Origin of the sequence: Sphingomonas sp. H160509 (assembly GCF_024124765.2) — a bacterium.
Taxonomy (GTDB): domain Bacteria; phylum Pseudomonadota; class Alphaproteobacteria; order Sphingomonadales; family Sphingomonadaceae; genus Sphingomonas.
In genome coordinates this window covers 280271-297627 of sequence record NZ_JAMXSR020000002.1, presented here as the reverse complement: position 1 = coordinate 297627, position 17357 = coordinate 280271, and the positions used below count along the sequence as shown (strand labels likewise).

The window sequence follows — 17357 nt, the reverse complement described above, 5'->3', positions numbered from 1 at the left end:
AATATCGAGCCAGGAACTCAGGAGAGATCTATCCATGCGATCGTTTCCACTAACAGCCGCGCTGCTGCTCGGTGCAGCATTTTCCTCCTCGCTGGCTGCACAAGCCGTGGTGCCGACCATGCGGCCGGCAATCGCGAATGCCGGCCCCTACAATGTTGCCGTCTTAGAAGGCGGGACCGGAGTGGAGCGTGATCTGACCGGCGCCGACGCAGCTATCCAAGCCGATTCCCCCCTGGACGCTGTCCACGTGGATTCGCCCAAGCAAAGCCGGGGCGGACGGTTTACTGCTGGCCATCGGTAATCCGCTGCAAACCTGTCGCTGCCTCGACCTTACCAATGGGCGTGCAACCGCCGTGGATGGAGCGACACGAATAACCGGCGGCCCCGCGTTGGCGGCAGGCAAGTGGACGCATGTCGCCGCTGTGGCGAACGGACGGACACTGACCCTCTATGTCGATGGTCGCGTCGTCGCGTCCGCCGCGAGCCGCCCGAGCGAAGTCGTCGCTCGCCTCGCCGTCGCACCGGTGACGAACGGCACTAAAGTGCAGCGCCATTTTGGCGGATCGCTGGTTGCGGCGCAGTTCAACGGCGCGGCGCTGAGCGCCAGCGAGATCACGGCTGCCATCCGAGCGCGGCCGGATTTCGATCTCGTGCAATTCTGGCAGGTCGGCGTCGGCTGGCCGTTCCAGAAGCAGGCCAATATCGGCCTCACCCAGCAGCAGGATGCCTGGACCTTGCCGAAGGCGCGCGTGAGCGCGACCACGGCGCCGATCGCGCACTTGCCCCTGCCCCCGACGGGACTGGCGCGCGAAAGCGACGGTCGCTGGCTGGTCAATGGCTGGCAGCTCGCCGCAGCTCCCGAGGTCCGCGAAGATGCCGCGACCCTGTCGCGTCCGGGCCCTGCCACGGGCACGTGGCGTGCGGCGACCGTGCCGGGCACCGTCTTGACGACGCTGGTCGACCGCGGCGTCTATCCCGATCCCTATTACGGGCTCAACAACCTCAAGATTCCTGAGAGTCTGGCACGTCAGGACTATTGGTACCGCACCAGCTTTACGGTGCCGGCAGCCGCCGCGGGCAAGCGCCTGACGTTGGTCTTCGGCGGCATCAACTACGCCGCTGACGTCTGGGCAAACGGCCGCAAGCTGGGCGACACCCACGGCGCCTTCATCCGCGGCCAGTTCGATCTCGTACCTATCGCCGGCGAGAATGTGGTCGCGGTCCGCGTTTCGCCGCCTCCCCATCCCGGCATCCCGCACGAGCAGTCGATCAGCGGCGGCGTCGGCGAGAACGGGGGCCAGCTCGCGATCGACGGCCCAACCTTCGTCGCAACCGAAGGCTGGGACTGGATACCGGGTATTCGGGACCGTAACACGGGGCTGTGGCGGCCAGTGGAACTACTCGCGCATGGGACCGTGCGGCTGCTCGATCCCAAGATCGTTACCGATCTCCCTCTGCCGCGTACTGACAGTGCTGACGTCTATATCACCGTACCGGTCCATAACGCTGGTGCGACAGCTGCAAGCGTGACCGTGCGTGCAGCGTTTGGCGGCGTCCGAGTGGAGAAGACGGTCATCGCGCCGCCCGGTGAGACGAAGGTCGTCTTCAACCCTAAGGAGTTCGCGCAGCTTCACGTCGCCAATCCAAAACTTTGGTGGCCGAACGGCTATGGCGAGCAGGCTCTCTACCAACTGTCGCTCGAAGCGCTGGCTGACGGCCAGATCTCGGATACGCGCACCGACAAGTTCGGTATTCGCGAAGTCAGCTACGACCTGTCGCTATTCGATGCGGCAGGGGCCCTGCGCCGGGTCAACCTCCAGTTCACGGATGGCAGCCTGCGCGGAGAGCGACTGATCGATGTTCGCCATCAGGCCATCAAGCAGTCGCCCAATGGCTGGGCGGAATCGCTGACATTGCAGGGGCGAACGTTCCCCGGCGGTAACATCGGTCGAAGCGACGATGCCCGAACCGCATATGACGATCCGGGTGAACGGCGTGCAGATCGCCGCGCGCGGGGGCAATTGGGGCATGGACGATGCGATGAAGCGCATCGGACGCGCACGCCTCGCTCCCTATTTCCGTCTCCAGAAGGAGGCGCACATGAACGTCATCCGCAACTGGATGGGCAACAATACCGAAGAGGAGTTTTACGACCTGGCCGATGAGAACGGCATGATGATCCTCAACGACTTCTGGCAATCCACGCAGAATTTCCAGGTCGAGCCGGAAGATCCGGCGCTGTTCCTGAAGAACGCCGACGACGTGGTTCGCCGCTACCGCAACCACCCGTCGATCATCCTGTGGTTCGGTCGCAATGAGGGGGTGCCCTACCCAGCCTTGAACGAAGGCCTCGACGACCTGATCGCGCGCGAAGATGGCACGCGTTGGTTCACGGGCAGCTCCAACGTCGTCAACCTGCAGGGGTCGGGACCGTACAACTATCGTCCACCGGTCGGCTATTTCACCGGCCTCGCCACCGGTTTCTCGGTGGAGACGGGAACGCCGTCGCTCTCCACGTTCGAATCTGTACGCGCCAACATGCCTGACAGCGAAACCTGGCCGCTCAGCGACACGCTGGCCTATCACGACTGGCATTTTGCGGGGAACGGCGACACCAAGACGTTCATGACCACGCTCGACACCATGTTCGGGGCGGGGACCAGCTTCGCCGATTTCGAGCGCAAGGCGCAGATGATGAACCTTGAGACCCACAAGGCGATGTACGAAGGGTTTCTCGGTCATTTGTGGACTAAGAACTCTGGTCGACTGTTGTGGATGACGCATCCGGCATGGCCGTCGAATACGTGGCAGATCTACAGCTGGGACTACGACACCCAAGCCTCCTATTACGGTGCGAAGAAGGCTGCGGAACCGCTTCACGTTCAGCTCAACCTGCCGGGCAACGAACTGGTCGTGCTCAATACGACTCGCGAGGCGCAACCTGGACTAAAAGTCCGCACGCGTGTCGTCGGGCTCGACAACGCCGAACTCTTCAAGCGTGAGGATCTCGTCGATGCGGGTGCCAACATGGCGACGCCGCTTGCAGCGGTGCCGCTCGACCGGTTGTTCGCGTCGAACGCGATGCTCCTGGTCAAGCTCGAATTGATCGATCGAGCGGGCAAGACGGTTGCCGACAATTTCTACTGGCGCGGGAAAGACGAAGCCGCCTACCGGACGCTGAACACGCTGCAGAGCGTCGCGCTGACCGGCTCCGTCGTAGCTCAGGCGGTCGACGGCGCGGACAACGTCGTGACGGTGACGCTGGCCAATCGAACCGCGGTTCCCGCGCTGAACGCCAAGCTGACGCTGGTCGATGCACAGGGCAAACGTGTCCTGCCGGCCTTCTACAGCGATAATTACGTCGCGCTCCTGCCCGGCGAGGAAAAGCGCATCGAAATTCGCTATCCCAAAGCCACCGGCCAGACGGCGGCCGCGCTGACGCTGCGCGGATGGAACGTCGCGCAGTCGAATCGCTTCATCACGCTCTCCCCCAAAACGGCGGTACCGGGAAGACGCAATAGCGACCTGTCGGCGCAACCTCGGTTGCGCCGACCTCGCACGCTGGGTCAACCCATCGGCGGCCTGGCTAATAGCGCGCGTTAGCGGGTTTTGCGCGCTGCGGGCGTTGGCGACGGACTTAGCGCCTCGGCGATCTGCGCCGTAAAGTGGGCATTCCGCATTTCGGACGGCGGCGCGAGTACGCCCAGCGCATGCGCCGGGAGGTGATTGCCGGCGTCCGGCGCCGCGTCGTCGAACACGTAATGGTCGAACCAGCGCCGCCAGGCCAAACGCTGGGCGGGCGCGAGATCGCGGATCGCTAGGACGGCATGGCTCAGCGCGCCCATCGGCGAAAGCGCATGCGGCTCGGCCCACCAGTAATTGACCATCACGTTGAACGCGGTGGTCGCCCTCACGCTATGCCACCAGATCGGCGGAATGAAGAGCGCATCGCCGGGGTCGAGATCGGCCACGAGCCCGTGGCCCATGGCGTCTGCGAATTTGGGATAGCGTTCAAGGTCCGGGTCATCGAGATCCACCATGCTGACCGGCGGCCCTGCGATCGTGAAGTGGAACGGGCCGACATAAAGGTTGCCGACCTGTTCAGGCGGGAACAGCGTGAAACGCCGCCGGCCCGCCACGACCACCGCGACGTTGCTCGCCTCGTCGAAATGCGTCGCAACATGCGTGCGATTGCCGACCCAAATCCGCGGCTTGGCACCCGGCAAATCGAACGACAGGGGATTGTCTGCGATCCAGGCGGACAGGTGATCGTCCGCGGCAGCAGCGCCGGCATATAACGCAACGGGCTCCTTTTCTCCACGAAGCGACAGCAGCTTGTCGAGAAGTCCGCTGAGCGAGCCGAACCGCTTTTGGAAATTGCAGGCCTGCATCGACGCATCGTAGAAGAAGCGACCATCGATCTCCGGGGGACCGATCAGCACTTCGGCCGGCCGTCCGCGGTCCATCGCCTTCATGTAATCGACCAGTACCTCGTCGGATCGAAGCCCAGCCGCAATGGCAGGCCACCGTTTCGCCTGACCGCGCAATACGATAGGCCGGTCCCGCGTTGCGATTTCGTCTGCGAACTGGGCCGCATCGACCGGGCCGATTTCATCGACCTTGGCGTGAATCGTCATAACCGGCTCTCCTCGCCGCCTTCTAGCGTCGGTTCCCTCGAAGCTGAAGACCGTTCGCTGCGACAATACGCATGTCACGGTTGCCGAAGCGTCACGCCGTTGCCACCGCATCAGGGCAGGTGCGACTGCTAGCTTCATGCCAACTGGTCATGCGCTTCTTTGATGATATTCTGTGGCTAAGACGTCGCGACAGTCAGCGCCGCACGTCAGGGATAATGCCGATCATGAAGCTTTTTGCTCTACACCGCCCTCCTCGCTGCCACGGCAACGTCACCTGCGGCCGCACAGCTTAAGCTGCCTCGTCTGTTCAGCGACCACAGCGTGTTGCAGCGTGACAGGCCACTGCACGTCTGGGGCTGGGCGCGTGCGGACGCGAACGTTGCCGTGTCGCTGCATAACCAACGCGTAGTGGCAGTCGCCGACCGCCTCGGTCGATGGAATGCGTGGTTGAAGCCCGAAGCTGCTGGCGGACCCTATGTCCTCGTCGTCGATGGAGGCACGGCAGAGGGTAAGGTCCAGGTACAGGATGTGATGCTCGGCGACGTTTGGTTCGCCTCGGGCCAGTCGAATATGGAGTTCCCGCTCAAGGGCTTCGACGGCGCGCCGCTAAAGAATGCCGCTGCGGAGATCGCGGCAGCGACCGACCCGCAAGTTCGGCTTCTCCGGATCGAGCACAAGAGCAGCTCCATCCCGCTACGTGACATCGATGCAAACTGGACGACCACCACGCCCGCGACCGCCATCGACTTCTCGGCGATCGGCTATTTCTTTGCGCGCGAGATCGCGGCGCGAGAACACGTGACGGTAGGCGTCATCGACTCGACCTGGGGCGGCACACCTGCTGACAGCTGGGTGTCGACCGACGCGCTCGCGTCCGACGCAGCGCTGGCGCCGGCCGTCGACGCCCGTGCTCGATTCCAGCAGGACCAGACCGACGCCGACCTCGCCACCATTGCCGAAGCGCGCGAGGATGCTGCCATCGTTGCGTCGGGCGGCAAGCCTCCCCCACACCCTTGGCACCCCCCGAGGATGCGTACCGGCCGTCATCGCTGTACAACGCAATGGTTGCGCCGTTCACCGGCTACGGCATCAAGGGCGTCATCTGGTACCAGGGCGAGACGAACAGCAATGTCGCGCGGGCGCCATATTATGCCGACCTCTTCCGAGGACTAATCACCGACTGGCGACACAATTTCGCGCAAGGTGCTTTCCCATTCCTCTTTGCACAGATCTCTTCATTTAACTCACCCGAGGAAGAATGGGGTTTGGTACGCGATGCGCAACGTCGTGCGCTTGTGCTGACCGACACCGCCATGGTGGTGACGACCGACGTCGGCGATCCCGGCAACGTCCATCCGGGCGACAAGCAGACAGTCGCCGCCCGACTTGCACTCGCGGCCCGCAGCGTCGCGTATGGCGAGCGCGTCGCATATCAAAGCCCGCTGTTCCGCCAAGTAAGTGGCGAACCGGGTGGAAAGCGCATCTGGTTCGATCATGCTGAAGGCCTGACGAGCCGGGGCGCAGCCGTCGTGGGCTTCGAAATCGCCGGGCCCGATCGAAGATTTGTTACGGCTACAGCGCGGATCGATGGCGAGAGCGTGGTCGTAACTGGTGCGGTATCGAAGCCCAGCTACGTTCGCTACAATTGGAGCAACGTTGTACCCGGCAGCCTCTACAATGCCGCAGGTTTGCCTATGTCAACCTTCACCTCTGAAGAGCGCATCCGAGGTCATTTAACTTACCCTTAGAAGAACTCTTCGCCGTCCTGAGCTAACACAACAACGTGAAATTCCCGATGCCGCTTTTTGGCTGAACACCATGCCCCGCCTACCCGTACTTTTAATCCAACAATTGTATCAAATCACCAGGACATAAATTACCACATATCACGTTCCTCGTACCAAAAAAGGTATCGGTTCCCAAAATTACCGATCCTGTTCAAGCAGGTCCGAGCTACCAACTAGCGCGTTGGCTCACGCAATCATCAACGCCGTCTTGGCGGTGTTGCGATTGATCACACCGCGCCACGACACGATCGCGAATTTACGCGAACCACAGGACACAGACCCATAGTCGGCCATTGGCGCGCCCTTCCCCGTTTCCCAACTTCAGACACTCATTCATCCGCCAGGTACGACCACAGCTCAGTTCGCAACGTTGAGACGAAACCGCGAGTACCCCTGATACCACCGACTGTGTATCGGGGGTCATGCAGCTGACCTCATCACCTCCAGCCCTCAGGTCCGAAACGGGCGACAGCCTGTCACCTCGGAGCAGCTGAATGGCAGACGGCGTGAGACAAGGGCGCGGCGGCGTACCCGGCCGTCCAACCACTTGGCGCGAACGGCTGGGCGCCCTGCGCAATCTACCACCCTTCCTCGCCATGGTATGGGGTAGCAGCCGGAGTCTTACGGCCACGACGGTCGCCGTGCGGCTGGTGCGAGCGCTTCTGCCTGTGGTCACGCTGTTCGTGGGCAAGCTCATCATCGACGAAGTCGTCCACCTCACTCATTTAACGGCCCGTCCGGCTGGACTCACGGGATGGCTGGGCTCCGGCTTGCTCGATCGGCTGGAGGCACTGCTGCTGGCCGAGTTCGCCTTGGCGGTCGCCTCCGACCTTCTTGGCCGGATAGTGTCGCTAGTCGACGGGCTTCTCTCCGACCGTGTCAGCAACGACGCGAGCGTAAGGCTGATGGAGCACGCGGCCACCCTGGATCTCGCGGACTTTGAGGACGCGGCCTTCCAGGATCGCATGGATCGCGCGCGCATGCAGGCGAGCGGCCGTATGTCGCTGATGGGGCAGCTGTTCGGCCAGGCCCAGGACATCATCACGGTCGTGACCTTCGCCGCGGGCCTGGTCATTTACGCGCCGTGGCTGATCGTGCTGCTGGCCGTCGCCCTGGTGCCCTCGTTCCTCGGCGAAGCGCACTTCAACGCGCTGAGCTATGCGCTCAGCTACATGCGCACGCCGCAGCGGCGCGAACTAGATTACGTCCGCCAAGTCGCCGCCAGCGCGGACACGGCCAAAGAAGTCAAGATCTTCGGCCTCAGCCCGTTCCTGATCGACCGCTATCGCACCATCTCACGCGACACCTATAGCGCGAGCCGACGGTTGGCGCTGCGCCGGGCGATTTGGGGCTCGGGCTTCGCAGCTCTCGGCACGATCGCCTATTACGCGGCCTACGCCTACATCGCCTGGCGCGCGGTAACCGGATCGATCTCCATCGGCGACCTCACCTTCCTGGCGGCCTCGTTCCTGCGGCTCCGCGGGCTGCTGGAAGGACTGCTCACCGGCTTTTCGTCGACCGCTGGCCAGGCCTTGTACATCGACGATCTGTTCTCCTTCTTCCGGACCGAACCCGGCATCCGCTCACCCGACGAAGCACTGCCGTTCCCAAATCCCGTCCGGCAAGGCTTCGTCTTCGAGGATGTAGGCTTTCGGTATCCGGGCGCCGAGCATTGGGCGGTGCGGCACCTGTCCTTCACGCTCGCGCCGGGCGAGGTGGTGGCGCTGGTCGGCGAGAACGGCGCAGGCAAGACCACGCTCGTGAAGCTGCTGGCCCGACTGTACGATCCGGTAGAGGGCCGGGTCCTGCTCGATGGACGCGACCTGCGCGAATACGATCTCGACGGCCTGCGCGCCGCGATCGGCGTGATCTTCCAGGATTTCGTGCGCTACAACCTGCCTGCTGCGGACAACATCGCGGTCGGTCGCATCGAGGCGCGTGGCGATCGCGGGCGGATCGAGGCGGCAGCGTCGGCAGCGCTCGCCGACGGCGTCGTCGCCAAGCTGCCGAATGGCTATGACCAGATGATCGGCAAGCGGTTCAGGAACGGCGTCGACCTGTCGGGTGGCGAATGGCAGAAGATGGCGATCGCTCGCGCCTATATGCGCGATGCCCAGGTGTTGATCCTCGACGAACCCACGGCCGCGCTGGACGCGCGTGCCGAGTACGAGGTGTTCCAGCGCTTCCGGGAACTGAGTGCGGGACGTTCGGCGGTGCTGATCTCGCACCGCTTCTCCAGCGTGCGCATGGCGGACCGCATCCTGGTGCTCAGCGACGGCAGGGTGGAGGCATCGGGTACCCATTACGATCTCCTCGCTGCCGGAGGCCGCTATGCCGAACTGTTCGAGCTTCAGGCTGCGGGCTATCGATGATCAGCGGTGACCCCAAAAATGCCGTACAAACCGATATTGACGATTTTGATAAGCGGGCCGTCATTCAAGTGGTCCCGCGTCCCTGCTTATCCACCTGACAATCGCGTAGGACGGAGCTGCTTGAGTAAGGCACCTAATGCCAACAGCAGCTTGACCAGCAAAAGTGCGCGGTCGACGCAGTCTAAATGACGGATCCGAAGACAGTCACACTTTCCCTGCTCGAACGCCGCGCACCGGGGGCGACGATATGCCCAAGCGAAGTGGCCCGTTCGATTGCACAAGATTGGCGCAGCGCAATGCCTACAGTCCACGAAGCTATCGACGAGCTAGTCAGCGACGGGCTGGCACAGCTTAGCTGGAAGGGACAGCCGCTTGCAAAGCGATCCGGACCGTACAGGATCTGCAATCGTCGCAACGATTTAAGCTGGGGCTTAGCTAGCGTGCTCTCCCCATTCCAGTATCGGACGTCGGCTCAACAACGTGACATTCAGCAGCTGCGGCTGCGGCGACCCACTTCCGGCCACTCAAACGCTATTAGCTGGTTCTCGAAAGCGGACGCTTATTCATCGCAGCCTAGCCGTAGTTTGGTCGGCTAAATCGCATCGCTGACCTGCAGGCGCAGGTCCCTCTATAATTGTTTTTGCTTCATGTCGGCTCTGTCCACATCAGTGGACAGATATACCGTCGCGATTCCACCATCTGGCGCGACGATGTCAGCTATGAGATGTAGTGCTTGAGCATAAGGGGACTGGCAAATGGCCACCATCTACACCGCGCCACCCAAGCCTGATCACGGCTTTTTCATGAAGACGGCGATCGCGATGGCCATTGTTATCGTCCTCGGCTTCTCCACTCAGCTGGCGATGGGCCGGTCGACCTTTGCCGTGCCTTTCATGCTGCATCTTCACGCACTGGTTTTCTTCGGCTGGACCGTACTCTTCGTGGTACAGACCGCGCTGGTCGGCCGTTCGTCTGCACGCATTCACAAGCGCCTGGGGTGGGTGGGAGCGGTCTGGGCCACAGCCGTCGTGATGCTCGGGCTCTACACGACGGTGATGATGGTCGGTCGAGGCGCCGCTCCGTTCTTCTTCACACCATCCTACTTCCTATACATGAACTCGCTGACGGTCATCGGCTTCGGGGGCCTGACGGCCGCGGCCATCGTAATGCGCCGACGGACCGCATGGCACCGCCGCCTCTTGATCTGCGGGATGGCCATCCTGACCGGGCCGGCATTCGGGCGCTTGCTTCCGCTGCCGCTGCTGATCCCCTGGGCTTCCTGGGCGGTGTTCGCAGCGGTCATGATCTTTCCTGTTGTCGGCATGGCCGCTGATCGGCGCCGCAACGGCCAAGTGCATCCGGCCTGGTGGTGGGGGGTCTGCGGCCATCTCCGGTATCCAGCTCACGATCGGCTTGGTCGCTTCGAGCGGTGTTGGGCTTGCTGGTTATTATGCTGTCGTCAACGGCAAGGCTGGATCGAACGTTTCACCCCTGCTTTACCCGGCGGGGCCGCCAAGGTGATGCACTTAGCGCCGATCTAGCACCAGCGTTGTGCCTTCTGGTGTGTCAGACCTCGATTGCGACGGACGTGGGCCTTGAAGGGGACCCATTTGCAGTCATTCACGACGTTTTTTGGGCTTCCGAACTTCTGCCGTTCGTTAATCCCAACTTGGGTCTTCGTTCCGGTCCGAAGCTCACCTGTCGAAAGGAAGTATTTGCTATTTTACCCCCCCTCTTACCCGCCGCCCCAAGGCGCGTTCGCCAATTCGCGGGCAAGATAATCAATGAGAGCCTGGACCCGAAGTGGTCGCAGCGGGCTTGGCGGCATGACGAGGTGTAGCCCCAACGGGGTCACCGACCATTCCGGCATCGCCACCATCAGTTTGCCGTCGCGCAGTTCCCGCCAGACCAGGAACTCGGGTTGGATCGCAAGCCCCTGCCCCGCAACAAGCGCCGGATTCAGAAGATCGGCATTGTCGGTCCAGACGCGCACCGGCGGTTCGATTGCCTCCCTCCCCGAACGTCGGATGCGTGAAACGCCACGCTCTGGATGCACCCCCGTATAGGCCAGCGCACAATGCCGGCTCAGCTCGGCCGGGTGCGTCGGCATGCCCTGGCGTTCGAGATAGTTGGGCGACGCTACCAGCAGCAACCGGACAGTACAGAGCCGACGCGACAGCAGTGAGGAGTCGTTCAGGCTTGCGATCCTGAGCGCCAGGTCGAACCCTTCTGACACCAGATCGACCTTGCGGTCACTCAGCGCGAAATCGACGGTGATTTCGGGATAGGCCTGCAAGAAAGCCGGCAGCACCGCACCGAGATACGCGATGCCGAACGACAAGGGCGCGCTGATCCGCACGCGTCCGCGGGGCACGGTCGATTGCTCGCCAGCCTCGTCCTCTACGGCCTCGCCCTCGCTCAGGATGCGCGATGCGCGCGCCAACGCGGCGCGGCCGGCATCGGTGAGCGCTACGCGCCGCGACGTTCGGGCAATCAGCGTCAGGCCCAGGCGCGCCTCAAGTCGCGCGATCGCCTTGGAGACGGTGGGATCGGACATGCCCATCTCGCGTGCTGCACGCGAGAAGGAGCCATGTTTGGCGACCATGGCGAAGATCGCCCAGGCTTCGAGATCGGGAAGGCGCTTCGTCATTTTCGGCAAGATTGAAATGCCAATCTTGCCGTTTCGTCAAGCCCCATCATGGCGCATCTTTAGGTCATCGGAGCAGCAGCGCTCCCCAGGAGACCGAACATGATCGACCGTCGCCCCTTCGACAGCCTTGGTGGTGCCAACCATGGCTGGCTCGATGCCAAGCATCACTTCTCGTTTGCGAGCTACTATGATCCAGCGCGGATGGGTTGGGGTGGGATTCGCGTGTGGAACGATGATACGATCGCGGCCGGTACCGGTTTCCCCCCGCATCCGCACAACGATATGGAGATCATCACCTATGTCCGCGAAGGTGCGATCACGCATCAGGACTCGCTCGGCAATGTCGGCCGTACCGAGGCGGGCGATGTGCAGGTCATGAGTGCGGGGTCGGGCGTCCGCCACTCCGAATACAATAGGGAGCCGGGCACCACCCGCATCTTCCAGATCTGGATCGAACCGAAGACGCGCGGCGAAGCGCCGTCATGGGGGCCAAGCCATTTCCCAAAGGCGACCGGTCGGGCCAGTTCGTCACGCTCGCCAGTGGCTTTGCAGACGATGGCGACGCTCTGCCGATCCGTACCGATGCCCGCATCGTCGCCGCCACGCTGAAGGCCGGAGAAACCGCCGAATATCCGCTCGGGGCCGACCGCCACGGCTATCTCGTGCCGGCGATCGGCACGATCGAGGTCAACGGCACCCGCCTGGAGACGCGAGACGGCGCCGCCATCGCCGACGAGGCCGTGCTGCGCGTGACCGCCATCGAAGACGCAGAGATCGTCCTCGTCGACGCCGCCTGATTGTCACCTTCGACCCGTAGCGTGCTGCGTACCCAACCAAGCCCGAGGAGACCTCGAATGCCCTTCATCACCACCGCCGACGAGACCGAAATCTTCTACAAGGACTGGGGCAGCACGGATGCACCCGTCGTCATGTTCCACCACGGCTGGCCGCTCAGCTCGGACGACTGGGATGCGCAAATGATGTTCTTCGTCCAGAAGGGCTACCGTGTCATCGCGCATGATCGCCGCGGGCATGGTCGTTCGACGCAGTCGGCGAATGGTCACGACATGGACACCTATGTCGCCGACGTCATCGCGCTGACCGACGCGCTCGATCTGCGCGATGCAGTCCATGTCGGCCACTCGACCGGCGGTGGCGAGGTCGCCCGCTATGTCGCGCGCGCCAAGCCGGGCCGGGTCAAGAAGGCGGTGCTGGTCAGTGCGGTCGCGCCGATCATGGTCAGGGCCGACGCCAACCCCGACGGCGTGCCGATGGACGTATTCGACATGGTGCGCGAGCAGACGGCCACGAACCGTTCGCAATTCTACTATGACTTCACGCTCCCCTTCTTCGGGTACAACCGCGACGGCGCCGAGGTGAAGGACGCGGTGCGGCTCAACTGGTGGCGCCAGGGCATGATGGGCTCGGCGCTTGCCCATACGCTCGGCATCAAGGCCTTCTCCGAGACGGACTTCACCGACGACCTCAAGGCGATCGACGTGCCGACGCTGGTCCTTCACGGCGAGGACGACCAGGTGGTTCCGTTCGCGACCACGGGCAAGATGTCAGCCGAAATCGTGAAGGACGCCAGGCTCATCTCCTACCCCGGCTTTCCCCATGGCATGCCGGTTACCAATGCCGATCGGATCAACGCCGATCTGCTCGCCTTCATCGAAGGCTGATCCATGGCAGGGCACGGAGCGATGGGGCGCTCCGTGCTTCTGCACGACACGCTTAACGAGGAATTGCCGCGATGCCCGATCGGGTCCTGATCTTCTACGGCTCCTATCGCTCCGACCGACAGGGCATTCGCCTCGCCGAGTGGCTCGTCCGCGCCTTTGCCGAGCGCGGAGCATCGGCCGAGCTCATCGACGCGAGGGCGGTCGACCTCCCCATGCTCGACCGCATGTACAAGGAGCATCCCAGCGGCGAGGCGCCGCCCGCGCTTGAGGCACTCGCAGAAAAAATCAGGACGGCCGACGCCTTCGTCTTCGTGACCGGCGAATATAACTGGGGCGTGCAGCCCGGGCTCAAGAACCTCACCGACCATTTCCTCGAGGAATGGTACTGGCGACCCGCAGCGATCGTCAGCTATTCGGCCGGACGTTTCGCCGGTGCCCGCGCCGGCCTCGCATGGCACGGCATCCTGTCCGAGATGGGCATGGTGGTGGTGTCGAGCACGATCGCGGTGGGTGGGATCGGCCATGCCTTCGATGCGACCGGAGAACCGGCGGGCGACGGCGGTGCCGCCCCTCACCCGCGCCTTCCCGCGTTTCGCCGATGATCTCGGCTGGTGGACGCAGGCCGCCCGCGCCCAGCGCGAGCGGCTCGACCCGCCTTATTGATCCGGCCGCCGTCCGCGCGTCTTCATCGCGGCGCCGAGTAACCGAGCGCGTTCACCCCTTCGCTGCCGCTGCGGCCAGTTCCTCGAGGTCGAGATCGTGCTCGAGATCGTGGAGCGTCTCGTCATCGATGCGGCCCCCACGGTGCAGGCGAACCAGCTCGGCACGGCCGGCCGCGACCGCGGCGATGATGACGTCGAAATGGCTCGCGATCGCCACGTTGCGCTCCTCCACCGTACCGTCAAACGCATCGGCTGCCGTTGCCCGGGTGCGGTAGCGCCGCAGGAGCTGCGGGTGGATGACCGTGCCATCGACCGCCACCGCCTCGCGCTCGACAAGCGCCAACTGCGCCTGGAACAGTATCATCTCGGCGGCGTGCAGATCGAGCGGCGGTCGCGCGCTGCCGTCATCATGCGGCTTCACGGCCCGGATAACCCAGCCGAGCGAGGTGCCCTGCACCAGGACGGTAACGAGGATCACGACGAAGGCGGTGACGAGCATCAGATCCCGCGCTGGCATCGCCTCGGGCAGCGAGAGCGCAACCGCAAGCGTCACCACGCCGCGCATCCCGGCCCAGCTCATCACCACCGCCGCCCGCGTTCCGGAGCGGTTGCTGTCGCGTCCACCCGATGCGGCGACCGGTCGCGACGCCGGCATCGACGGCGAATATCCACAGGAACCGCGCAGCGACGACCGCGAGGACGATGAGCAGCACGGGCCGCGCCATCGTGTCTACGACGATGTCGAGCCCGCCGACCCGGTCCAGCAGTCCCCGCAAGGACAGGCCGATGAGCAGGAATACGGTGGCTTCGAGAAGGAACACCAGCACCTGCCAGAATGCCATCGCCCGGATGCGCACGCGGGCGGTGAAGACGACATGCTGATACCAGCCGCAGACAAGGCCCGCGGTGACGACGGCAATGACGCCGGACACGTGCAGCAATTCGCCCGCGATATAGGCGCTCCAGCAGACCAGCACGGTTGCTGCGATCATCAGCGTATCATCGCCGAGCCGGCGTAGCAGAACTACCCAGAGCCCGCCGATCGCCGCGCCGACCGCGATGCCGCCCGCCACCAGCACGAAAAACGTTCCGGTCGCCGCCCCCCAGATGGAAGCTGCCGGTCAGCACCGCCGCCACCGCGAAACGGAACAGCACGAGACCCGCGGCATCATTCAGCAGGCTTTCGCCTTCGAGCAGCGTGGTTAGCCTGCGCGGGAGTTTCACGCGCTGCAACACGGCGCGGGCGGATACCGCGTCGGGCGGCGACAGGATCGCGCCCAGCGCGACGCAGGCGGCCCAGGGCAGCTGCGGCATCAGCAGCCTGGTCACGATCGCCACGACCGCCGTGGTGAAGAAGACGGCGCCGACCGCCAGCGAGAGAATGCCGGCCATGTGCCTCCGGAACGGTGCAACCGCGGTGAACCACGCGCCGTCCATCAGCAGGGGTGGGAGAAACAGGACAAGCACCAGCTCCGGATCGATCGCGATCCCTTGCACACCCGGTACGAAGGCCACCGCGCACCCGCCGACGATCAGCGCCGCTGCTGGTGGCAGCGACAGACGGCGAGCCAGATAGTGAAGCGCCAGCACCACCAGGAACATCAGGATGATCAGCTCGAAGTTCGCCGCTGGATGCACAAAGCCGTCCCTTTTCCTGCCCGTCCGATGGTCCTGCAATCTGTCCCGAACGGCGTCAATGCGATCGGGGCGCGTATCGGGTAGCGCCCGTATTCCGGCTACACCGTTCCTGGGCGATTGCCGTCGCCGCGTTGGACGGGCTAATGTCGGGGTGCATAGGGGAAAGCGTTCATGGAAACGATTGGCCGTGACCTGCGGGAAATGCAGCGGGTTCCACTGCAGCCTGCGCATATTGCCGCGATCCTAGCGGCGGGAACACGCACGCAGTATTGCAAGGGAACGATGCTGGCCGAGATCGGCGCGCCGGCCGACCGCTTCGTCTATGTCGAGGATGGGGAGATCGAGGTCGTCAACCCGTTCACGGGCGATCGACTGGTGCCTTCGACGCTTGGCCCCAACCAGTTCATGAGCGAGATCTCGCTGCTGTCCGGCGGCACATGGTCGCTACCGATGCGCGCCGCGAGCGACACGACCGTGGTCGAAGTCCCGCGATCCGCAATGCTTCGCCTGATGGCGGCGATACCGGAGATGTCAGACATCGTCATCACGGTGCTGGCGGCACGCCGTCGGCGGCAGCTGGATGCCGGCGATGGCATGCTGGTCTTGGTTGGCGAAGAGGGGGGACAAGGCCGTCAGACGAGTGGCCGAGTTCGCCGCGCGCAACCGCCTGCCCTACCGCTCCTACCCGCTTGGCAGCGACGAGGCCGCGCATGTCGCCAGCAGTTGCGGAACCGCACCGCTGGAGCCCGTCGTCGTGTTCGGCCGCGACGTGGTGGTGAGCGATCCGACGCCGGAGAAGGTGGCAAGGCTGCTCGGACTCGATCAGGATGTTCCCGAGGACGAGGCATTCGACGTGCTCATCGTCGGGGCCGGCCCCGCCGGCGTGTCGGCGGGCGTCTATGCGGGAGCCGAAGGGTTGCGCGCGCTGGTGGTCGACGAGACCGCGATCGGCGGCCAAGCCGGCACGTCCAGCCGGATCGAAAACTATATGGGCTTTCCCACCGGCATCTCAGGCGCCGATCTTGTGTGGCGCGGCGAGGTGCAGGCGATGAAATTCGGCACGCGCTTCGTCATGCCCCGGCGGATCGAGTCGCTGGACCAGCTCGACAATGGCGCCTTCTGTGCGACCTTCGCCAATGGTCGGCGCGTACTCGCCGCCTCTGTCGTCGTTGCCACCGGGGTCCAGTACAGACGCCTGCCGATCGCACGCCTTGCCGAGTTCGAGGGCACGGGCATCTATTATGCGGCGACCGAGAATGAGGCGCGCTTCTGCCGGGATACGGAGGTGTTGGTCATCGGCGGCGGTAATTCGGCCGGGCAAGCCGCGATGTTCCTCAGCCGTACGGCGCGGCACGTTCGCCTGCTGGTACGCGGCGACACTCTGGCCTCGTCCATGTCCAGCTATCTGTCGAGCAGGCTCGAGGCGGACCCTGCGATCACTATCGAATACGGCACCCATGCCGTCGAACTCCATGGCGGGGACAGGCTGGAGGCGGTGACGATCCGCAACGGAGACGGCGACCGCACCGTGGCAAGCTGCGCCGTTTTCGTGATGGTCGGTGCGGCACCCAATACGGGCTGGCTCTCAGAACTGGTCGCTCTCGACGGCAAGGGCTTCGTGCTCACCGGCGAGGCGGCTGGCGCGATGTCGCCCTTCGCCACGTCGTGCGCAGGCATCTATGCCGTCGGCGACGTCCGCGCCGGGTCGGTGAAACGCGTGTCGTCCTCGGTAGGAGAAGGATCAGTCGTCATTTCCAACGTCTGGGAGCATGTGCGCGGAGTGAACCGTGCCTAATCGGAAGCCGCTGCCGCTTTTTCTCTCGCCTTCGACCAGTTGATCGAACGATTAGCGTGGTGACCCAGAGGCGGACGTCCGCAGCCGATCAAGGACACCCGTAAACGGTCGTTTGTTCACCAGCCGTTCGGTCG

Annotated in this window: 13 protein-coding genes and 5 pseudogenes; 12 read left to right on the top strand and 6 right to left on the bottom strand. The window is 63.9% G+C overall.

Annotated elements, in window-relative coordinates:
• Positions 1-224: 224 nt before the first annotated feature.
• Together NHF48_RS03110 and NHF48_RS03105 are read left to right on the top strand one after the other, a co-directional pair.
• Positions 225-2165, top strand: coding sequence for a glycosyl hydrolase 2 galactose-binding domain-containing protein (locus tag NHF48_RS03110; protein WP_342454716.1), 1941 nt, complete (start codon positions 225-227; stop codon positions 2163-2165).
• Positions 2101-3603 (top strand): glycoside hydrolase family 2 protein, encoded by a 1503-nt coding sequence (locus NHF48_RS03105; protein ID WP_253070196.1) that lies wholly within the window; start codon positions 2101-2103, stop codon positions 3601-3603. Before NHF48_RS03110 ends, NHF48_RS03105 begins: the two co-directional genes overlap by 65 nt.
• Here the strand turns inward: NHF48_RS03105 and NHF48_RS03100 are convergent.
• Positions 3600-4637 carry a cupin-like domain-containing protein gene (locus NHF48_RS03100; RefSeq protein ID WP_253070195.1) on the bottom strand — a complete coding sequence of 346 codons (1038 nt, stop codon included), beginning with the start codon at positions 4635-4637 and terminating at the stop codon, positions 3600-3602. The two genes, NHF48_RS03105 and NHF48_RS03100, sit on opposite strands and share 4 nt — an antisense overlap.
• A gap of 234 nt (positions 4638-4871) precedes the next feature.
• Between NHF48_RS03100 and NHF48_RS03095 the strand changes: the two genes are divergently transcribed.
• The 5 genes from NHF48_RS03095 to NHF48_RS03075 all read left to right on the top strand — a co-directional run bounded on the left by NHF48_RS03095 (position 4872) and on the right by NHF48_RS03075 (position 10337).
• A complete protein-coding gene (locus NHF48_RS03095; protein WP_253070194.1) occupies positions 4872-5810 on the top strand; it encodes a hypothetical protein in 939 nt (312 codons plus the stop codon).
• Positions 5699-6385 carry a sialate O-acetylesterase gene (locus NHF48_RS03090; RefSeq protein ID WP_253070193.1) on the top strand — a complete coding sequence of 229 codons (687 nt, stop codon included), beginning with the start codon at positions 5699-5701 and terminating at the stop codon, positions 6383-6385. Before NHF48_RS03095 ends, NHF48_RS03090 begins: the two co-directional genes overlap by 112 nt.
• Positions 6386-7092: 707 nt before the next feature.
• On the top strand, positions 7093-8796 hold the full coding sequence (locus tag NHF48_RS03085; RefSeq protein ID WP_263816675.1) for an ABC transporter ATP-binding protein: 1704 nt from the start codon (positions 7093-7095) through the stop codon (positions 8794-8796).
• 185 nt (positions 8797-8981) lie between these two features.
• A complete protein-coding gene (locus tag NHF48_RS24580) occupies positions 8982-9392 on the top strand; it encodes a DUF3253 domain-containing protein (protein ID WP_342454555.1) in 411 nt (136 codons plus the stop codon).
• 159 nt (positions 9393-9551) lie between these two features.
• On the top strand, positions 9552-10337 hold the full coding sequence (locus NHF48_RS03075; protein ID WP_253070191.1) for a hypothetical protein: 786 nt from the start codon (positions 9552-9554) through the stop codon (positions 10335-10337).
• 194 nt (positions 10338-10531) lie between these two features.
• Here the strand turns inward: NHF48_RS03075 and NHF48_RS03070 are convergent, their stop codons facing one another.
• A complete protein-coding gene (locus NHF48_RS03070; RefSeq protein ID WP_253070190.1) occupies positions 10532-11446 on the bottom strand; it encodes a LysR family transcriptional regulator in 915 nt (304 codons plus the stop codon).
• A gap of 99 nt (positions 11447-11545) precedes the next feature.
• On the opposite strand from NHF48_RS03070, the pseudogene NHF48_RS03065 reads away from it, so the two are divergent.
• From NHF48_RS03065 to NHF48_RS03055, 3 genes and pseudogenes are all read left to right on the top strand, one after another.
• Positions 11546-12243: pseudogene (locus NHF48_RS03065) on the top strand (pirin family protein).
• Positions 12244-12300: 57 nt separating this feature from the next.
• Positions 12301-13128, top strand: a complete 828-nt coding sequence (locus NHF48_RS03060) for an alpha/beta fold hydrolase (protein WP_253070189.1) — start codon at positions 12301-12303, stop codon at positions 13126-13128.
• A 71-nt stretch (positions 13129-13199) separates the two neighbouring features.
• Positions 13200-13791 (top strand): annotated as a pseudogene (locus tag NHF48_RS03055) (NADPH-dependent FMN reductase).
• Positions 13792-13842: 51 nt separating this feature from the next.
• Here the strand turns inward: NHF48_RS03055 and NHF48_RS03050 are convergent.
• The 4 genes and pseudogenes from NHF48_RS03050 to NHF48_RS03035 form a co-directional block, all read right to left on the bottom strand.
• Positions 13843-14268 carry a hypothetical protein gene (locus NHF48_RS03050; protein WP_263817047.1) on the bottom strand — a complete coding sequence of 142 codons (426 nt, stop codon included), beginning with the start codon at positions 14266-14268 and terminating at the stop codon, positions 13843-13845.
• Positions 14269-14274: 6 nt separating this feature from the next.
• Positions 14275-14355 (bottom strand): annotated as a pseudogene (locus NHF48_RS24575) (hypothetical protein); the annotation flags it as partial.
• Positions 14356-14479: 124 nt separating this feature from the next.
• Positions 14480-14863, bottom strand: a pseudogene (locus tag NHF48_RS03040) (cation:proton antiporter domain-containing protein); the annotation flags it as partial.
• Positions 14790-15428 carry a cation:proton antiporter domain-containing protein gene (locus NHF48_RS03035; protein ID WP_253070187.1) on the bottom strand — a complete coding sequence of 213 codons (639 nt, stop codon included), beginning with the start codon at positions 15426-15428 and terminating at the stop codon, positions 14790-14792. The pseudogene NHF48_RS03040 and the gene NHF48_RS03035, both read right to left, overlap by 74 nt.
• A gap of 171 nt (positions 15429-15599) precedes the next feature.
• On the opposite strand from NHF48_RS03035, the pseudogene NHF48_RS24570 reads away from it, so the two are divergent.
• Positions 15600-15884: pseudogene (locus tag NHF48_RS24570) on the top strand (cyclic nucleotide-binding domain-containing protein); the annotation flags it as partial.
• 184 nt (positions 15885-16068) lie between these two features.
• Positions 16069-17223, top strand: coding sequence for an NAD(P)/FAD-dependent oxidoreductase (locus NHF48_RS03030; RefSeq protein WP_342454554.1), 1155 nt, complete (start codon positions 16069-16071; stop codon positions 17221-17223).
• The last annotated feature ends 134 nt before the right edge of the window (positions 17224-17357 follow it).

Bases quoted from the DNA above. Each gene is read 5' to 3' on its own strand.
- NHF48_RS03090 (WP_253070193.1), top strand. From the start codon at position 5,699: ATGGTTGCGCCGTTCACCGGCTACGGCATCAAGGGCGTCATCTGGTAC.
- NHF48_RS03075 (WP_253070191.1), top strand. From the start codon at position 9,552: ATGGCCACCATCTACACCGCGCCACCCAAGCCTGATCACGGCTTTTTC.
- NHF48_RS24580 (WP_342454555.1), top strand. From the start codon at position 8,982: ATGACGGATCCGAAGACAGTCACACTTTCCCTGCTCGAACGCCGCGCA.
- NHF48_RS03105 (WP_253070196.1), top strand. From the start codon at position 2,101: ATGAACGTCATCCGCAACTGGATGGGCAACAATACCGAAGAGGAGTTT.
- NHF48_RS03100 (WP_253070195.1), bottom strand. From the start codon at position 4,637: ATGACGATTCACGCCAAGGTCGATGAAATCGGCCCGGTCGATGCGGCC.
- NHF48_RS03070 (WP_253070190.1), bottom strand. From the start codon at position 11,446: ATGACGAAGCGCCTTCCCGATCTCGAAGCCTGGGCGATCTTCGCCATG.
- NHF48_RS03060 (WP_253070189.1), top strand. From the start codon at position 12,301: ATGCCCTTCATCACCACCGCCGACGAGACCGAAATCTTCTACAAGGAC.